This is a genomic window from Hymenobacter sp. DG01 (assembly GCF_006352025.1).
Lineage (GTDB): Bacteria > Bacteroidota > Bacteroidia > Cytophagales > Hymenobacteraceae > Hymenobacter.
The window spans coordinates 947032-963253 of the sequence record NZ_CP040936.1; the positions used below are offsets into that span (position 1 = coordinate 947032).

General features: G+C 58.0%; 15 protein-coding genes. 4 read left to right on the plus strand and 11 right to left on the minus strand.

The annotated features are described in order from the left end of the window. Positions 1-108: 108 nt before the first annotated feature. The 3 genes from FGZ14_RS03940 to FGZ14_RS03950 all read right to left on the minus strand — a co-directional run bounded on the left by FGZ14_RS03940 (position 109) and on the right by FGZ14_RS03950 (position 2531). The gene (locus tag FGZ14_RS03940; protein ID WP_139921435.1) at positions 109-345 is read right to left on the minus strand and encodes a hypothetical protein; all 237 of its coding nucleotides are present in this window, start codon (positions 343-345) and stop codon (positions 109-111) included. Positions 346-534: 189 nt separating this feature from the next. Further along, complete coding sequence (locus FGZ14_RS03945) at positions 535-1968, minus strand: tyrosine-type recombinase/integrase (RefSeq protein WP_139921437.1); 1434 nt, start codon at positions 1966-1968, stop codon at positions 535-537. A 65-nt stretch (positions 1969-2033) separates the two neighbouring features. After that, the gene (locus FGZ14_RS03950) at positions 2034-2531 is read right to left on the minus strand and encodes a DUF4112 domain-containing protein (RefSeq protein WP_180754480.1); all 498 of its coding nucleotides are present in this window, start codon (positions 2529-2531) and stop codon (positions 2034-2036) included. Between the two features lie 239 nt (positions 2532-2770). On the opposite strand from FGZ14_RS03950, the gene FGZ14_RS03955 reads away from it, so the two are divergent. Beyond that, on the plus strand, positions 2771-3418 hold the full coding sequence (locus tag FGZ14_RS03955) for a response regulator transcription factor (RefSeq protein ID WP_139921439.1): 648 nt from the start codon (positions 2771-2773) through the stop codon (positions 3416-3418). A gap of 28 nt (positions 3419-3446) precedes the next feature. On the opposite strand, the gene FGZ14_RS03960 is transcribed toward FGZ14_RS03955, so the two are convergent. Next, positions 3447-4898: a DNA integrity scanning protein DisA nucleotide-binding domain protein gene (locus FGZ14_RS03960; protein WP_180754481.1), complete on the minus strand. Its 1452-nt coding sequence runs from the start codon at positions 4896-4898 to the stop codon at positions 3447-3449. Between the two features lie 212 nt (positions 4899-5110). Between FGZ14_RS03960 and FGZ14_RS03965 the strand changes: the two genes are divergently transcribed. After that, positions 5111-5368, plus strand: a complete 258-nt coding sequence (locus FGZ14_RS03965) for a hypothetical protein (protein ID WP_139921443.1) — start codon at positions 5111-5113, stop codon at positions 5366-5368. A 257-nt stretch (positions 5369-5625) separates the two neighbouring features. On the opposite strand, the gene FGZ14_RS03970 is transcribed toward FGZ14_RS03965, so the two are convergent. Next, positions 5626-6861 carry a TIGR03862 family flavoprotein gene (locus FGZ14_RS03970; protein WP_139921445.1) on the minus strand — a complete coding sequence of 412 codons (1236 nt, stop codon included), beginning with the start codon at positions 6859-6861 and terminating at the stop codon, positions 5626-5628. Positions 6862-7019: 158 nt separating this feature from the next. On the opposite strand from FGZ14_RS03970, the gene FGZ14_RS03975 reads away from it, so the two are divergent. Further along, positions 7020-8207 (plus strand): cation:proton antiporter, encoded by a 1188-nt coding sequence (locus FGZ14_RS03975; RefSeq protein ID WP_139921447.1) that lies wholly within the window; start codon positions 7020-7022, stop codon positions 8205-8207. Between the two features lie 199 nt (positions 8208-8406). Here the strand turns inward: FGZ14_RS03975 and FGZ14_RS03980 are convergent, their stop codons facing one another. The 6 genes from FGZ14_RS03980 to FGZ14_RS04005 all read right to left on the minus strand — a co-directional run bounded on the left by FGZ14_RS03980 (position 8407) and on the right by FGZ14_RS04005 (position 15586). Beyond that, positions 8407-10191 (minus strand): chloride channel protein, encoded by a 1785-nt coding sequence (locus FGZ14_RS03980; protein ID WP_139921449.1) that lies wholly within the window; start codon positions 10189-10191, stop codon positions 8407-8409. 197 nt (positions 10192-10388) lie between these two features. Beyond that, positions 10389-11213 (minus strand): mechanosensitive ion channel family protein, encoded by an 825-nt coding sequence (locus FGZ14_RS03985; protein ID WP_139921451.1) that lies wholly within the window; start codon positions 11211-11213, stop codon positions 10389-10391. A 107-nt stretch (positions 11214-11320) separates the two neighbouring features. Then, positions 11321-11719, minus strand: a complete 399-nt coding sequence (locus tag FGZ14_RS03990; RefSeq protein WP_139921453.1) for a hypothetical protein — start codon at positions 11717-11719, stop codon at positions 11321-11323. After that, the gene (locus tag FGZ14_RS03995) at positions 11692-11982 is read right to left on the minus strand and encodes a hypothetical protein (protein ID WP_139921455.1); all 291 of its coding nucleotides are present in this window, start codon (positions 11980-11982) and stop codon (positions 11692-11694) included. The genes FGZ14_RS03990 and FGZ14_RS03995 overlap by 28 nt, the downstream gene beginning before the upstream one ends. Before the next feature lie 16 nt (positions 11983-11998). Next, the gene (locus tag FGZ14_RS04000) at positions 11999-12433 is read right to left on the minus strand and encodes a nucleoside deaminase (RefSeq protein WP_139921457.1); all 435 of its coding nucleotides are present in this window, start codon (positions 12431-12433) and stop codon (positions 11999-12001) included. Positions 12434-12556: 123 nt separating this feature from the next. After that, entirely contained in the window at positions 12557-15586 is a 3030-nt protein-coding gene (locus FGZ14_RS04005; protein WP_257883336.1) for a PD-(D/E)XK nuclease family protein, read from the minus strand. A gap of 288 nt (positions 15587-15874) precedes the next feature. Here FGZ14_RS04005 and FGZ14_RS04010 point away from each other — a divergent pair, with 288 nt between their 5' ends. Further along, positions 15875-16222 (plus strand): nuclear transport factor 2 family protein, encoded by a 348-nt coding sequence (locus FGZ14_RS04010; RefSeq protein ID WP_139921459.1) that lies wholly within the window; start codon positions 15875-15877, stop codon positions 16220-16222.

Below are 16222 nucleotides of genomic sequence, written 5' to 3' on the forward strand. Positions count from 1 at the left end.
TGAGTAAGGATGAAGACAGCGAACAGAAACAAAATAGTTTAGTAAAATAAAAAGAGCCACTGTAATTGCTACAGTGGCTCTTTTTACAATAGGTATGTGAAAATCAGGTTACTCAGCGGCTATAACTTTACGTGGGCGACCGGGCTTCTTAGCACCCTCTGCTCGTGGAGCACGAGGCTTGCGCTCTTTCTTCGCTGGCTGGTAATCATCTGCTAAGAGTGTGGAAAACTCATGCATTGCTGATTCTACTTTACCGTAAGCTTTTTTGATAGCCTGTAAGCGGGCTTCGTTTGCTTCCGCATTCTGCAGAATCTGCTGAAGTTTGTTGAGGTCGGGTGTTGCCATCGTAGAGAGAGTAGGATGATGTAGACGTGCAAGATAGATATAATCCATCTTAAATAGTGCTTGCGATATGAGTTTTAAGCTAATAATCTATTATGGGGAATGATATGAACAGCGCTCTGCTAGACGACGGGAAAGAATATGTGTCGTTTATTATAAAGCAGTTATTTCTACTTATGCTTAAGGAAAGCATCACGCTACAACTTTTATTTTGCTTGCGACTTCACCAGTGGACTTAGGCATCTCGAAAGCTTTTGCCATTTCTGCATTGTCTACGGTTCCGTCCCCATAGACATCCATTATCATCTTTAGCTCACTATGTCCAACAATATTCTTGATGCTAGTAATCTTCACCCCTTTGATTAAACTGATGTTAATGAATGTTTTTCTGGCAGTGTGAGCGGATATCAACTCTCTCTTTATCTTAACTTCTTCACTGCCTACATTTTGTTTATAGTGAGTGCGTGACATAGGGTAGGAGAGTAGATTGTTACGCTTGAGTAGTTGATTCATGTAGTATCTTACTTGGGCAGTATACTTTACATCACCAAAATTATAGTTATATCGCTCTAAAATACTGATTGCCAATTGAGTGAGGGGAATAGTGACCTTTTTGGTAGTCTTTTGTTGAATGATACGCAATGCTCCATCTTTTACATGCCCAGCGGTAACTAATCGAGCATCAACGAAGCGCAAACCAGTTTGAGACATGAATACATAGAAGTCTCTATGCAGTCGCTCCCTGTCCGTAATGCACTCAGCAGCGACAACAGCATCTAATTCATCGGGAGTGAGATAAACAACATTGTCGTTTTGAAGTTTTTTAACGTTATGCTTCCACTTCTTTATTTTAGTAACATCATAGTTAAATTTATCACTAAAGGCATAGTAAACTATCTTGAATTTTTGAATAAATTCTCTTGTAGAGCTATTGCGTAAACCTTTCTCGTACTCACCGGACTTGCTTTTAGTGCGAAGCTTCTTTTCAGTTAGCAGAAAGTCTCGAAATTGCTCTAACGTTTTGATGGAGACATCTGTAATGTTAAGAGAAGGGTTGAATTCTTCTACGGCTTGCTTCAAGCCCTTGTAGTTTTTAATCGAATTTGGCTTTAGTGTTGAACTTGATTTGGCAATAAACTCGTCAATATGAGCAACGAAGAGTTTGCCCGTGTATATGCCAAGTTCTATTTCCTTCTGCTCAATCTGACGCTTAATGGTTTCTACCCGCTTCTCGGCTTTGCTGAGCAGCGACTGTAGAGCAGACAGGCTGGTGTCCGTTATCTCATCAGAGACTTCCTGTCCTACCTGCTCTACAGTGTTGGTCTCCGCTATCCACTTTAGCTCCTTCTCTAAGTTCTTTTTGAACGGTTCCACACCCCGCTCTACTAGGTTACGAATGGCAGTCTCGATAGAGGTGAGACGAGCCTGAATCTTGGCATTTAATTCCGGTGCGTTGCTAACCCCGAAAACCTTGCCAGTTGCAAGGTTAAAATACTGCGGTTCAACTGCTACGCCAGTTGCTTGAACGAAGGGCACTGGGTCGAGGTGCTGTTGGTGCGTATGCTTTACGCTAATACCAGCCATGCCTGCTTTATTCTTACGCAGGACAAACGATAGTTTAGACATTTCTTAGGTGAGCAGAGATAATGTGTCCTGCCTATACCTCTAAGATACATCATGTATTCAATGTATCAAACGTGTATCAAATCGTGCTGCTGGAAGTAATGGAATAGAGTGGTGCCAAGTGCCCAAAGACCCCAAAAAATCAGCCCAAATATCATAAGTAAGACACAGGTAATCAGCACAATCAGCCCCTTGCCGCTGCCCTGATACTTGCCCTCGGCGTAGTGGCGGCGCAGCAGCTCCACGTTGCGGTTGTTGGCTTTATAGGCGAAATCGAAAAGGTTGCCTACCACCGGAATAGCTCCGATGACTGCATCCAGCACCACGTTCAGCACCATCCGGATGACCAGGCTGCCGCTGGCGCCGTGGCGCAAAATGGTCAGAATCAGGACCCCGGAGAGGGCCAGGGAGGGTAGCCCCCCTACCACCGGAATCAGGCCCATGAGCGGATCGAGGCCGAAGCGCCAAGTGGTACCCGGTACCTGAAACTGGCTGTCGAGCAGGCGGGAAATACGCTCCACCCAACGCAGACGCTCATCTTGATCAAAGGGGGTAGGGATGGCCATAAAAAGCAGGAAGAGAAAGCGGGTAGGAGAAGAATGAACACGCTTACTACGGCGCCTACCCCCCTCAGGGATATGTACCCTTGCTGCCCGGGCCGGGGGACGACTGGGGAAGCCAGGGAATTGGTAAAGCGGAGGTATAGCCCTGGCGGGGAAAATTACGTATAAGTAAGCCGGCCTTGGGGGCGCCGGCCCCAGTTGGCCGAGAGTTATACCTGCGCAACCGGTTACAAAACCTAAAAATGATCCGCATAGCTCTGGCAGATGATCATGCCATTATCCGGGACGGAATCCGGGCCCTGTTGATGGGGGAAACCGACTTACAAGTTGCCGCTGAAGCGAGCAATGGCCGGCAACTGCTGGAGTTACTGGCCGGAAACCCCGTGGACGTAGTGCTGCTGGACATCAACATGCCCGAAATGGACGGGCACGAAACCATCCGGCAGCTGCAGCAGCACCATCCGGGCGTACGGGTGCTGGTACTGTCTATGCTGAGCCACGAAGAATACGTGAACCGAATGCTGGAAGCCGGGGCCCTGGGCTACGTGCTGAAAAACGTGAGCAAGGCCGAAATCCTGTTTGCTATCCGGTCGGTGGCGGCAGGGCGGCGGTTTTTGTGCACTGAGCTGGGCGTTGATCTGCTGCATAAGCTGCGCGGGCGGGGCGAGCGGCAAAGCGCCGGTGAGGAGAAAAAGTCGCCGGCCCTTTCGCGGCGCGAAACGGAGGTGCTTAAGCTCATCGGCGAAGGATTTACTACCGGTGAAATAGCCGAAAAGCTGTTCACCAGCAAGCGCACCATCGAAACCCACCGCCAGAACATCATCGAGAAAACCCAGGTGCGCAACACGGCTGCCCTGATCCGCTACGCCGTTACGCAGGGACTATTGTAGCACCCCAGCCGGCGCGTTAGGAGGGCCGTTAGCGCCGCATGGGCGGAAGCAAGTCAATCCAGCCGTCTTCGCTGACTACTACCACCAGCACGGGGTAGCGGCTGCTTTCCACGTAGCGCAGGGCCGAGTTGTAGCGAGAACCCCGCGAGGAGTCGCCTTTTTCGGTGGCGAGGCCGTCGAGAATAACCCCAATGGCGTAGCAGGTGCCCGCTGGGTCGATGAGCACGGCCCCATCGATGTTGGTGACCAGGCGCAGCACGGAGGGCGTCATCAGGCGCGGGGCCACCCGAAAGCACTGGCGGGTCAGGCGGGCTGCCTCCTGGGCCGCCCCCTCCGAAATAACCAGAATGGTACCATTGGTCTGGGCCGTGGCTTTCAGGGTGAGCTCCCAGAGGTAGGCCACGCCCGCCGCATCTACCCCCGGAAATACCCGCCGGATAGCGGCCGCGAAGTTCAGCTCATCAACGGTTCCCTGGGGCAGGCGCGGCGTGTTCGATACCACCTTCATCATCACCTGTCCGTTGTGGCTCAGCTCCCAGCTGTAGTGCTTGGTGAAGTGCACAGTGAATAGGGGCTCGTACTGGGCGTCGCTGGGCTCTACCAGGTAACCCAGGCCGAACACGTCCGATGCGTCGGAAATCAGGGCGTTGCGGTCTTCGCTGAGCTCCAGTAGCTTGCGGATGCGTCGGTAGTCGCGCAACGGAATCGGAGATTCCAGGGTCATGATGGGCACTACGGCCGGGTGGTTGCGCCGGGCAATCAGCATAGTGCCTACCCCTTCGTCGCCTTCGTGGCGCAGGGCCGCAATGCCATTGCAGGCATCATAAAGGCCATGCGAGCCGGCGGCGGCGCGCAGCATAAACCGGCGGCCGGCCGCACGCAGCACTTCGTTATAGTCGCGGTCCAGCACGGGCCGGTCATCATCAGTGTCAGATTCGCGCAGGGCGCGGGACGCATCCTGCAGGAACTCCTGCACCGTGGCGGCCAGCAGGGAGGCCGGGCGCGTGGGGCCCGCCGGACCCGGCAGGGAATAGTAGCTGTTGTACACCTCCGCCGAAAGCTGCAGCACTACAATAACCAGGTAGCCGCCCACGCTTACGGGCAGGGAGCAGAAATTAACCCGGTCTTCTTCGCGCAGTCTTACCAGGTCGTTGAGGGCATGCTCGGTGGCCCGGCGCAGCAGCTCGTACCAGCGGTGCTTCTCAAACCGGTCGTGGTCGAGGGGGTGCAGGTGATATACTACCTCGCGGGGACCGTCGGGCTCCAGGGAAGCGGCCCGGGCTTTCACGGCCCGAAAATCGTAGGGGCGGTAGCGGTGGGAGGTCGGCTCCACCACAATGGCTTCAGGCTCCGAGGTTTCGCGGGCAGAAGCCAGTCCCAGCAGGAATACCTCCGGCTTCAGGCTTCGGTCCAGCAGGTTAAAGATACCATCGGCCGAGAGCTGGGCCGAAACACGAAACAGACTTTGATTTTCCCACATAGGGAGGTAGCGGGGTAGGCGTAAAGGAGCGCAAAGCTGGAAGTACGCGAAATCCGGCCGAAGGATCAGCGGGCCCATGAAATAGCCACAATTTTTAGGAACCTTCTGCTTGCTTTGCGGTTAGAAAACTGCCCGTACCGTGGGGCGGGCTTGCCTGCTACCGTCAGGCGGCGTATCTTCCGTAAAGTCCCACGTTCTTGCCCCGTCGTGCTATGTTCGTAGATCTACTGATAGGCGCTATTTTCGCCATGTCGCTGCTCCCGATTACGACGGGGTACTGCGCCTACAGCTACGGCCGCTCGTTCTGGCTGTGGTTTGCCTTGGGCATCTTTCTGCCCATTGTTTCCTACTTCATTCTGTTTGCCCTGATTTTGCGCCAGCAACTCGACCACGGCCAGCGCCTGCTCACAGAAGCCAAAGCCATTCTGGCCGAAGCCGAAGAAGCCGAGCGGGTACGGGAGAATAGCTGAGTGATTTGTCGGGCGGGTCTATACAACGCCTTCCAGCCGCTGTGCGGCCATTAGTACTTCCTGGGTTCAGAACTTGATAAACGAACCAGCCCTTTCTTCTCAACTTGAAGGAAGGGCAAACTGCTTAATAGGGGGTAGCAACTTGGGCTGACCGGATAACGTTGCCCGGCATTTTCAGCCCCGACAACCCTCCATCTGATTACCTTCCTGCCTGTTCAGTGAAAGAACCAGCTACAGGACGCCCCCACTCAGAGCCATTACTCCGTTACTCTCTGCAGGATGCCCCGGGCGGCCCAGGCGCCGGTGCTGAAGCAGCCCTGCAGCAGATAGCCACCGGTAGGAGCTTCCCAGTCCAGCATTTCGCCGGCCACGAAAACACCCGGCCGGCGCCGTAGCATCAGGTGTTCATTAACCTCGGGCCAGGCAATGCCGCCGGCCGTGCTGATGGCTTCATCCAGGGGCCGCAGGCCCGCAACTGGCAGGGGCAGGTGGGTGAGCAGATAAGCCAGCTCCGGGGCCGTGGTCGGTAACTGGGGCGGGCCTACCTCCCGCAGCAGCGTTGGGGTGGGCGGCCCCAGCTTCAGTGCCTCGCCCAGAAATGAAGCCAGAGACTTGCCTGCCCGCCGCCGGACCAGCTTTTCAATTAGTTGGGCCTCCGTCAGGTCGGGTTTGAGGTTTAGCAGCAGGGTAGCTGGCGGGCCGGCGGCCAGGGCCTCGCGCAGGGCAGGTGTCAGGGCGTACACGGGTGTGCCTTCCAGGCCGTAATCGGTAAGCATTAACTCGCCGCGCACCACCAGGGAGCCACACTGCAGCGCTATGTTTTTGAGGGGCTGCCGTCCGACTTTCTCCCGAAAAAAAGCTGACCACGCTACTTCCGCGCCGCAGTTACTCGGCATGAACGGCACAGTTTCGACTCCTATAGCCTGCAGTGCAGCCGTCCAGCTGCCATCGGAGCCGGTTTTGATCCAGCTGGCGCCGCCCAGGGCCAGCAGCGTAGCCGCGGGGCGCACCACAGTTTCCTGCCCCGTCGCTTCGTCGCGGATGCGCAGGCCTTCCCCGGCGAAGCCCAGCCAGCGGTGGCGGGTTTTCAGTGCTACGCCCAGGGTTTGCAGGCGGGCCAGCCAGGCCCGCAGCAGCTGGGCCGGCTTGTGCTCATCGGTGGGAAAAACCCGGCCGCTGGTGCCCACAAATGTGCCGATGCCCAGCTGCTCGGCCCAGGTGCGCAGGTCGGCCGCCGAGAAATGCTGCAAATAGCGCGTAAATTCCGGCCTGCGAACGGCGTACCGGTTGGCAAAAACCTCGAGCGGCTCACTGTTGGTCAGGTTGAAGCCCCCGTGGCCAGCCACCAGAAATTTACGTCCTACCGTGGCCTGCGCCTCGTACACTGTTACGCGGCAGCCGGCCTCGGCCAGGTGCTGGGCCGCCAGCAGGCCGGCGGGTCCGCCGCCTACCACGGCTACCCACGGCGCACCAGAATCAGGGGGTATTTGCATGCCGCAAAGGTAGAGGACTGGCACCAGAGCAGAGGTAGGCCGTGGCCCGACCAACGGCGGTTTACGCCGAGCCTACCTATCTTCAATATCCGAAAGCCCGGGCTGCTGCGCTGATTTAGCGCGCCTGACAGGGTCAAAGTTGGGCTTATAACTTCTGTATGGGTTCGTATTCCATTTTGATTGGCCTCAGTTTAGCGGTCATCCTTTCCTACCTCTTCGATCTGGCTGCACGGGCCACCAAAGTGCCTTCTGTGCTGATGCTGCTGCTCACCGGTATTGCCTTGCGCCAGGCCGCCGACTACACCGATTTTGTGCTGCAGATCCCGAAGGTGGTGCTGGAAATATTCGGTATCATCGGGCTGATTATGATTGTGCTGGAAGGGGCCCTCGACCTGAAAATCAGCCGGGACAAGGCCCCGCTGATTCGGCGCTCCTTTCTGGCCGCGGCCCTGATTCTGGTGGTGCAGGCCGTGGTCATTGCCATGATCCTGCACTTCTGGCTGCGGGTAAACTTTCAGAGCTGCCTGGTAAATGCCATTCCGCTGGCCGTTATCAGCTCGGCTATTGCCATTCCCAGCGTGGCCGGTTTGTGGGGCGAAAAGCAGGAGTTTATCATCTACGAAAGCACGTTTTCCGACATTCTGGGCATCATGTTCTTCAACTTTGCCCTGCAGGACAACTTCGCCCAGGGCATGTCCGTCGTGACTTTTGGGCGCGACGTGGTGGCGGTGGTCATCGTGGCCGTGCTCAGTACGATGGCTCTGATATTTCTGCTCGACCGGATTCGGCTGCACGTCAAGTTCTTCCTGATTCTGGCCTTCCTGATTCTGCTCTACAGCGTGGCCAAGAAGCTGCACCTTTCTTCCTTGGTACTGGTGCTGGTGTTCGGGTTGGCTGTAAACAACGCCGAGCACTTCCTAAAAGGGCGCCTGCGCCGCTGGTTCCGGCCTGAGCGCCTGCAGGAAGAAGTACACCAGCTGCGCAGCATCACGGCCGAGTCGGCATTCCTGATCCGCACGTTCTTCTTTTTGCTGTTCGGTTTCAGCATCACTCTCAGCAGCCTGCTCAGCGCCCAGCTGCTGCTGCAGGGGGTGCTGATTGTAGCGGCCCTGACGGCCATTCGCTATTTCTACCTGCGCTACATTGCCCGCACCGACCTGATTCCGGAGCTGTTTATCGCGCCCAAAGGCCTTATCACGGTCTTGCTGTTCTACAGCATTCCGCAACGACACCTAATTGGCGAGGTCAGCGAAAACATCCTTTTCGTAGTTATTCTGCTGACCGGTACTCTGATGATGGTGGGCCTGCTGCTGTCCCGACAAGAGCCGGAAATTGGGGAGTACTAGGTGAAATAGAGAAATGGTGAGTGAATGAGTGCGTTGTCATGGCGAGCAGCGCAAAGCCATCCGTCCTGACCAAAGCCCTACCCCCTGAAATATGACAAGCCCTTGACGCTACCATACGTCAAGGGCTTGTCACTTTATTAGGCTTGTCACAGGCAGAGGACGGATGGCTTCGCTCCACTCGTCATGACAATTCACCTCATCAAATTTCGCTTTCCTTGATTAGCTGGCGGCGGTAGTTGGCCAGGATGGTGGACTTGAGCAGGAAGCCGAGGTAGCGGTCATCGAGGCTGAGAACGGGGAGGGCCCAGGCGTCGAGCTGCTCCATGCAGCGCAGGGTATCCAGCAGGGTATCGTCGGGGCGGACGATGGCCGGCGGGGCGCTCATCAGGTCGCGCACGCGGGTGGTGTTGTAGTGCTCATCGTCGAAGAGGGCGTCGCGCACCGTGTCCAGGCTCACGATGCCATGCAGGTGGCCATCAGCATCTACCACCGGAAACAGGTTGCGGGTAGCGTGGCGGAAGGTTTGCACCAGCTCGCCCAGGGTATCGTCGGGGCGGACGGGTAGGAAGTCGGTCTGAATCAGAGAAGCCACGTCCAGCTGGGCCAGCAGGCCCCGGTCGCGGTCCTGGTTCACGTACACGCCCTTCTGTACCAGCTTGCGGGTATACACGGAGTAGGGCTCGAAGTAGCGCGTGATGAGGTAGGAGCCCGAGGTGACTACCATTAGAGGTACGAATAGGGCGTAGCCACCCGTAATTTCGGCAATAAGGAAGATGCCGGTGAGGGGCGCGTGCACCACGCCGGCCAGCGTGCCGGCCATGCCCAGCACAATAAAGTGGACTTCAGAAATAGGGTAGAGGCCGCTCATATTGATCAGGCGGGCAAACACGAAGCCACACAGCGCCCCGGCAAACAGCGAAGAGCCAAACATGCCCCCGTTGCCACCCGAGCCGATGGTGATGGTAGTGGCTACCACTTTCAGCAGCATACTGCCCGCCGCCACCAGCAGCACCAGCCACACGCTCTGCTCCTGAAACACATCGAACAAGGACCCGTTCACGAGCTGCTCGGCCCGGCCCCCCAGCAGCAGCTGCACGATGTTGTAGCCCTCGCCGTAGAGCGGCGGAAATAGAAATACCAGTCCGCCCAGGGCAAGGCCTCCCAGCAGCACCTTCCGAAGCGTGCCCGGTATTTGCTCGAAATACTTGTCGGCCCAGAAATACACCCGGATCATGTACACCGACAGCAGGGCGGTAAACACGGCCAGCATCAGGTAGAGCGGCACCGCATCAACGGGCCAGGAGGTGGTAATCAGCACGAAGGGCTGGCCCGCATACAGGGCCTTCGACACTACCGTGGCCGTAGCAGAAGAAATCAGCAAGGGCACGAAATAAGCCGCCGACAGCTCGGAGAGAATTACCTCCACGGCGAACAGCACCCCCGCAATGGGCGAGTTGAAGATGGCCGCTACCCCCGCTGCCGCCCCGCAACCCGTAAGCAGGCGCCGCTCGCGCCGGCCAATGCGCAGCACCCGCGACGTGTTGGAGCCAATAGCCGAACCCGTAACGGAAATAGGCGCCTCCAGACCAGCCGAGCCCCCAAACGTCACCGTCAGGAACGAGGAGACCAGCTGGGAGTACAGCTTACTGCGCGGTACCACGCTGCCCTGGCGGGCAATGTTGTAAATAATCGGCCCAATGCCCCGGCCCAGGTTGCCATCGAGGAAGTACCGGGTAAACAGCACCGTGAGGGCAATACCGATGATAGGATAGAAAGAGCTGGTAAACACCTGATACTGCCCAGGAACCCAGGCATTCAGCATCTTCTGGGTGTCGTGCACGAGGGTTTTGAGCAGCACCGCCGCCAGCCCGGCCAGCAGCCCCACCACCATACTCACCAGAATAAGGTACACCCGGTCGCTGATGTGGCGCAGACGCCAAAGGAGCAACGGGCGTAACAACCGGTGTATGGTGTTTTGGGCCATAGGCAAAGATGGTAAAAATGTAAGATGGTGAGCTAAAAAGGGGGTAAAGTGAGCTTGACGTTCTGGTGGTGCTGGGCGTAGCGAAGGACCTTATCACGCCTGAATGAGCCGTTTTTAGAAGAACGTACAGCCGTAATAAGGTCCTTCGCTACGCTCAGGATGACGTACCCTTCGCTCACAAGGTCACTATTTCCACGCTATTGACCCAGACCGGGCACACCAAGGCCGGCCCCAACCAGCTCCTGCTTCACCTCCTGCATCACGCGACTCTTAAGCTGCAGCACCCCGCGACGATAATCATCGGAGTCGGCCCAGAAGTACACGCGCAGGTCGGCGGTGGTGTCACCCGCTTTTTCCAGGTTGATGTAGGGCGCGCGGGGCGTCTGCTGAATGTCGGGGATGGTGCGCAGGTAGTTGAGAATGATGTTGATGGCCTGGTCGGGGGTAGCATCCGGGCCCAGGTCCACGGTCACGAGGAACTCCTGGCGCAGGTTGCCGTCGCGGGTGTAATTGATCAGGGGCTCTTTGAGCACCAGGGAGTTGGGTAGGAAAATGTGCTTGCCATCGAAGGTGCGCATGAGGGTAGTGCGCAGGTTCAGGGCCTCCACGTGCCCAATCAGCCCTTTGATTTCAACGGTATCGTTGATGTGGAAAGGGCGGTTGAAGGCCAGAATGACGCCGGCCAGAAAGTTCTCGGCAATATCCTTGAAGGCAAACCCCACGATAAACGCCGAAACGCCCGCCGCCCCCACCAGGCTGCCCACAATGCCCGAAAAGCCCAGCACGTTTAAGGCAATCATCAAACCCAGCAGCACCATGGCCCACTTGCTGAGCCGGGCCAGGAAGTCGGGCAGGAGGGGGTCGTGGGAGCGGCGCCGGAGCCGGCCGCCCAGCAAAGCACTCACGCGGTTGGCAATAAAAATGGCCACTACCAGCAAGATAATGGCAATTAAAAGCTTGGGCAGCACATACAGAAACTGCTGCCAGTAAGAGGAAAGTACGCGGTTTAAATCCTGAATCATGTGCATAGAAAAGCGGCGCTCAATGGGCTAAAACAGAAGCCCCGCGACCAGGAGGCCGTCGGGGCTAAGTAGGGGTTATACGCGCGGAGTAGGGGGTAGGGTTGGCCTCAGGCGAAGGCCGGGCGGTTCATCCAGCGCCAGAACACCAGCCCGCCCAGGGTGTAGGCCACCACATCCAGCGGGTCGGCGGTCATGCGTGGGTTGAAGCGTGGCATGATCAGCTCAAACCACACCGCCACCACAATCCAGCTGGCTATAATCCAGGAGGTAGGGAGCACAAAAGCGGGCTGCCGGAAGTAGAAGCGGCGCATCAGCCAGAGGACCATCGTCAGCTGCAGGGGTAGGGCTAGTAGGTCGGCTAGGTGGGAATTAATAAAGGTGGGCAGGCGCCCGATGGGCCAGTAACGGTTGATGCACGCAACAGCGTACAGCCCTACCCCCGTCAGAAACAGCGGATGCCGCAGCTCGGCGGGCCACCTCACCCGGCCAGGACGGTGACCAGCCACACCATAAAAGCCATGATGGCCGCAAAGGCCAGCTGCCCACCCCGGATGATGTACTTGAAAAAGCGCACCACCGGCCCATCCTCGGGCTTGATTTCGATCAGCATGACCGATGCCAGGGGCTGCTCCGACAGCTTTTGCCGGGCTTCCTCACTAGCCACCCGGTAGGGCTCTAGAACCTGCCCGCAGTGCTGGCACAGGTCGGTAGGCTGCTGGTTCCATTCGGTCCAGTGGCCGCAGTGCGGGCATTTTTTGGTGGCTGTCATACTTCTGCGGGCTTGTTTACAGCTCCATGATATCCTCGTTCCAGAGCGTCGGCTCCGCCTGGATAAAGTCCTGCATCATCTGCACGCACTCCGGCAGGTTCAGCACTTCCACTTCTACGCCATGCGACTCCAGAAACTCCCTGGACTCACCGAAGGTCTGATCTTCCCCTACTACCACCTTCGGAATCTTGAACTGTACGATGGTGCCGGCGCACATGTAGCACGGCATCAGGGTGGTGTACAGCACGGTGTCGCGGTAGGAGCGTTGGCGGCCGGCGTTGAACAGCGCGTCCATTTCGCCATGCTTGATGGGGTTATCCTCCTGCACCCGCTTGTTGCGGCCACGGCTCACAATCTCGTCGCCCCGGCGCAGCACTGAGCCAATCGGAATACCGCCTTCTTTGCGTCCCTGAAGTGCCTCTTCAATGGCGGCCTGCATGAATTTGTCCATAAGTCAAGTTTAAATGTAGATGCAAGGTAGAACGCCTAGCTGTCATTCCGACCGCAGGGAGGAATCTGGGTTCACCATTCAAGGGTTTAACCCAGATTCCTCCCTGCGGTCGGAATGACACCATTACCTCGCACAAATGCTGCGGTAGGGGCAATACTGGCACTTATCCTGGTCATCGGTTTTGCGGATGGGCTCTTCGGGGTCGAGGATGCGGTTGACGAGCTGGCTAAGTAGTTGTTCGCTGTGCTGGACGAAATCCTGGCCGTCGGCGGTCAGGAAGCTCATGTCGGCTGACATGGGGCCGGCGCTGAGGTTACGCAGGGAAATAATAGCGGCATCGGCAGCGGGGCGGCCCTGCTGAGCCAGCAGGAAGCGGTAGAGCCAAAGCTGACGCACCTTGTCGGCGGCGGGGGTAGCATCGGTGAGCAGGCGCTGCACCGCCTCGGCGGGGCCTTCGCCCCGCTTGAGCAGCTGCAGGTGGTACTTCTCCACCATGCCGGTTTTATAGTCCACTACCCGCAGGCGGCCATCCGGAAACTGATCCACCCGGTCGGCCTTGCCGAGCAGGCGCACCGGCAGCTTCTCGCCGCTGGGCAGAGGCACGAACACGGTGGCATGTAACTCCTCTTCCAGCCCCTGAATCTGGAGCGGCAAGGTATCGGGCTGTTCCAGCAGGCTTTCCAGGTAGCGGCGCACCAACTGCCCGGCCACCTGGCCCAGTACGTGGTTCAGGCCCTCGTCGGCGCGGGCGTGGCGGCCCTCTTCCTCCTTGCGTAGGGCCTTGGCTATCATGACCGGGGCCAGCTTCACCAGGCCCGGAATATCGGCGGCGGTGAGCGGCGGGGCCTGCGCATTCACCATCTGGCGCCGGATGGTCTGGGCAAAAGGCGTCAGCAGCTCTTCCAGGGCCTCGTGCACTACCGTTCCAAACCCATCGGGGCCAAGGGCTTCCTCTACCTCATCGTTTTCACGAAAGCGCGCTACCCGCTGGAAGTAGAACTGCAGGTTGCAGTTCAGATACTGGTTCAGGGCGGTGGGCGAGAGGCCTTTATCCAGCACTTCCCGCAGAGCCAGCAGCATGCCGGCATCCTTTTCCAGCACCAGGGCCGTCGTCTCGTCGGAGGCTTCCAGGGCAGAGGCTCCGGCGTGCTGAGGGGGTAGGGTTTCTTCCGCTTCAGGGGCGGTTACCGTGAGGTCCCGTAGCACAAGGCCGGGGTTCTGTACGGCTAGGTCGTTTTCAATCTGCAGCAGAAAGCGGCTTCGTTCCCCGGTGCGGGTCCCCTCGGCGCCGGGCAGAATGTGGAGCAGATCTACCTGGCGGGCGCGCTGCAAAAGCCGCCAGAACTGGTGGGCCGTGGCCGATTCATGATCGGCATAGGTGGGGAGCTGAAACGTGGTGAGCACGTCGTAAGGAAACAGGGAGCTGTGGCGCTTAGGGGCCGGCAGCACGTTCTCGTTGCAGCTCAGAATGATGATGTGGTCGAAGTCGAGGGCACGAGTTTCCAGCAAACCCATCACCTGCACATCGGCAATGGGCTCCCCGCTGAAGGGTAGGCGGGTAGCCTTCATCTGCTCATACAGGAACCGCCGGAACGAGCGCACCGACAGCCGCTGCTCCCGGCAGTCAAACACCGAATCAAGCCGCTTAACTAGGGTGAAGAACAGGTAGAGGTACTCCGCCTCAATGGCCGAGTGCTGGTCCTGGTAGGCCTGTTTGAGCAGGTTGATGAGGGTGTAGCACGCCGCAATAATGTCGTCGCAGTTATTCCAGGTGGCAAACAGGGCCTGCAGCAGCTCGTGGCCGCGGCCCAGCTCCACCAGCTCCTCGGCGGGCAGCAGCACGGCGTGGCGCTTCACAATGGCCCGGCAGACTTTATCGAGCAGGCCATGGTACTGGGTGTTTTCCTGCTTATCGAGCCAGTGCTGGTAGCGGCGCAGAAACGGGTGCTGCAGCAGCTTGCTGACGGCCAAATGATGGTAGCGCGGAATGCCGTAGCCGGTTTCCGGCGAGCCTTCCCGCACGCCCGTCAGGTGCACCTCAAACAGCAGATCCACCAGATTGAACAGGGGCGTACTCTGGAAGTTGAGGCCCATGGTGACGTTGTACTCCGGCACGGCATCGAGGGGTAGGCCGTGAAGCACCGGCAGCAGCAGGGTTTCATCGGGCAGCACTACCGCTACCTTGGCGTTGGGGTTCAGCTGCCGCGACTCGGCCAGCAGCTGCCCGGCCACTTTGCCCTGCATAGAGGCGTTGGCCACGCCCACAAACCGCACCTCCCGGGGCAGGCCGCGCAGCAGCTCGGCGGGCCCACCGAAGTTCTCCCAGGGCAAATCGAACAAGTCCTGATACTCGCGCAGGTGCTGGCCGGCCCGGTTAGGCGAGCCGCGCTCCAGGTAAAAGGCATCGGCGTCGAAAAACACCTCCGCCCGGTGAGCCTTGCGCAGCAGCCGAATCAGCTTTTCCTCGGCCTTCGAGAGCAGACCCAGACCGATGAATACGTGCTGGGGTAAATCCTCGCCTTTCTCCAATTTATCCTGCACCCGGTTTACGGCCAGTCGGTAGGCCAGGCCGGGGTAGGCGAGGTGGTTCTGCTCCATGCGCCGGCGCAGACGACGGTACACCTTCTCCAGGTCGTCCCAGAAGCGGAAGTAAGCGGCCGTGGTGCTCTGGGGGGCAGGCTCGGCGCCCAGTTCCCACCGCTCCAGGGCCTTGGCCTGGCTCAGGTATTCAAAGATTTTCTTGGGCGAAGCCAGGTTCTGATCGAGGCTGGAAAAGTCCTGCACCAGCAGGCCCGACCACCCCACAAACTGGTCGAAATCCAGCTTGGGGTCGATGTCGCGCAGAATCTCAAACAGTAAGAGCTGCAGGGCAATGGGCTCCTCTACCTGCACGCCGGCCAGCTCCACCATGTAGTCTTCCATGGCCGCGATGCGCGGGCTCCAGAGGGCTACCCCCGCTTCGGCCGCCAGGCTCAGCTCGTTCTGCAGGTACACCACTGCCCGCCGGGTCGGCACCACCACCACCAAATCCGACAAGTCGCCGCTAGGCCCATACTTGGCCACCAACTCCCGGGCCATGCGCGTGAGGAAGGGCGTCGTATCGGGGCGGTTGGTGAGCGGGGCGAGGGTAGGGGAAGCGGGGGCGGTAATCATATAGTGTAAAGATACGGGGCAGGGATGGCTATAGTGCCTACCCAGGCTTTTCGCGGTATCCATTCTCTTAATACTTTATGCCCCTCGTATGATTCCCTGAGTTTGGCAGCCCTTTGCCGCGCAGCCAAACTTTAGTAGGTTCAATTAACGTCAATGTCCTATTCCTACATGTTGACTTTGTCTGCTATAAACTACGTCAATCTACCAGCGTATGTAGCTGATGGTCTGTGGCCGCACACCCAACCATTGCACAATGCGCGCCCGCTTATCCATCTCATTACTTCTCCTATGAAGGCAGATAACAAAACGATACTGGAACAGGCCAATGCCGCCATCAGCACCGGCAACAATGAGGGCTTTTTAGCCCACTGCACCGAGGATACACAGTGGACTTTTGTAGGCGAGCAGACGTTGCGGGGGAAGGAGGCGGTTCGGGCCTGGATGGTCACCGCCTATGAGAAGCCACCCGTATTTCAGGCCCGGCAGTTTATTGCCGAGGGTGACTTTGTAACGGCCCTCGGTACGATTACGCTGCCCGACAAAGATGGCCAGGCCACGGAGTATGCCTACTGCGACGTCTGGCGTTTCCGCGACGGCAAAATGGCCGAGCTAACGGCCTTTGTCATTAAGCCTTAA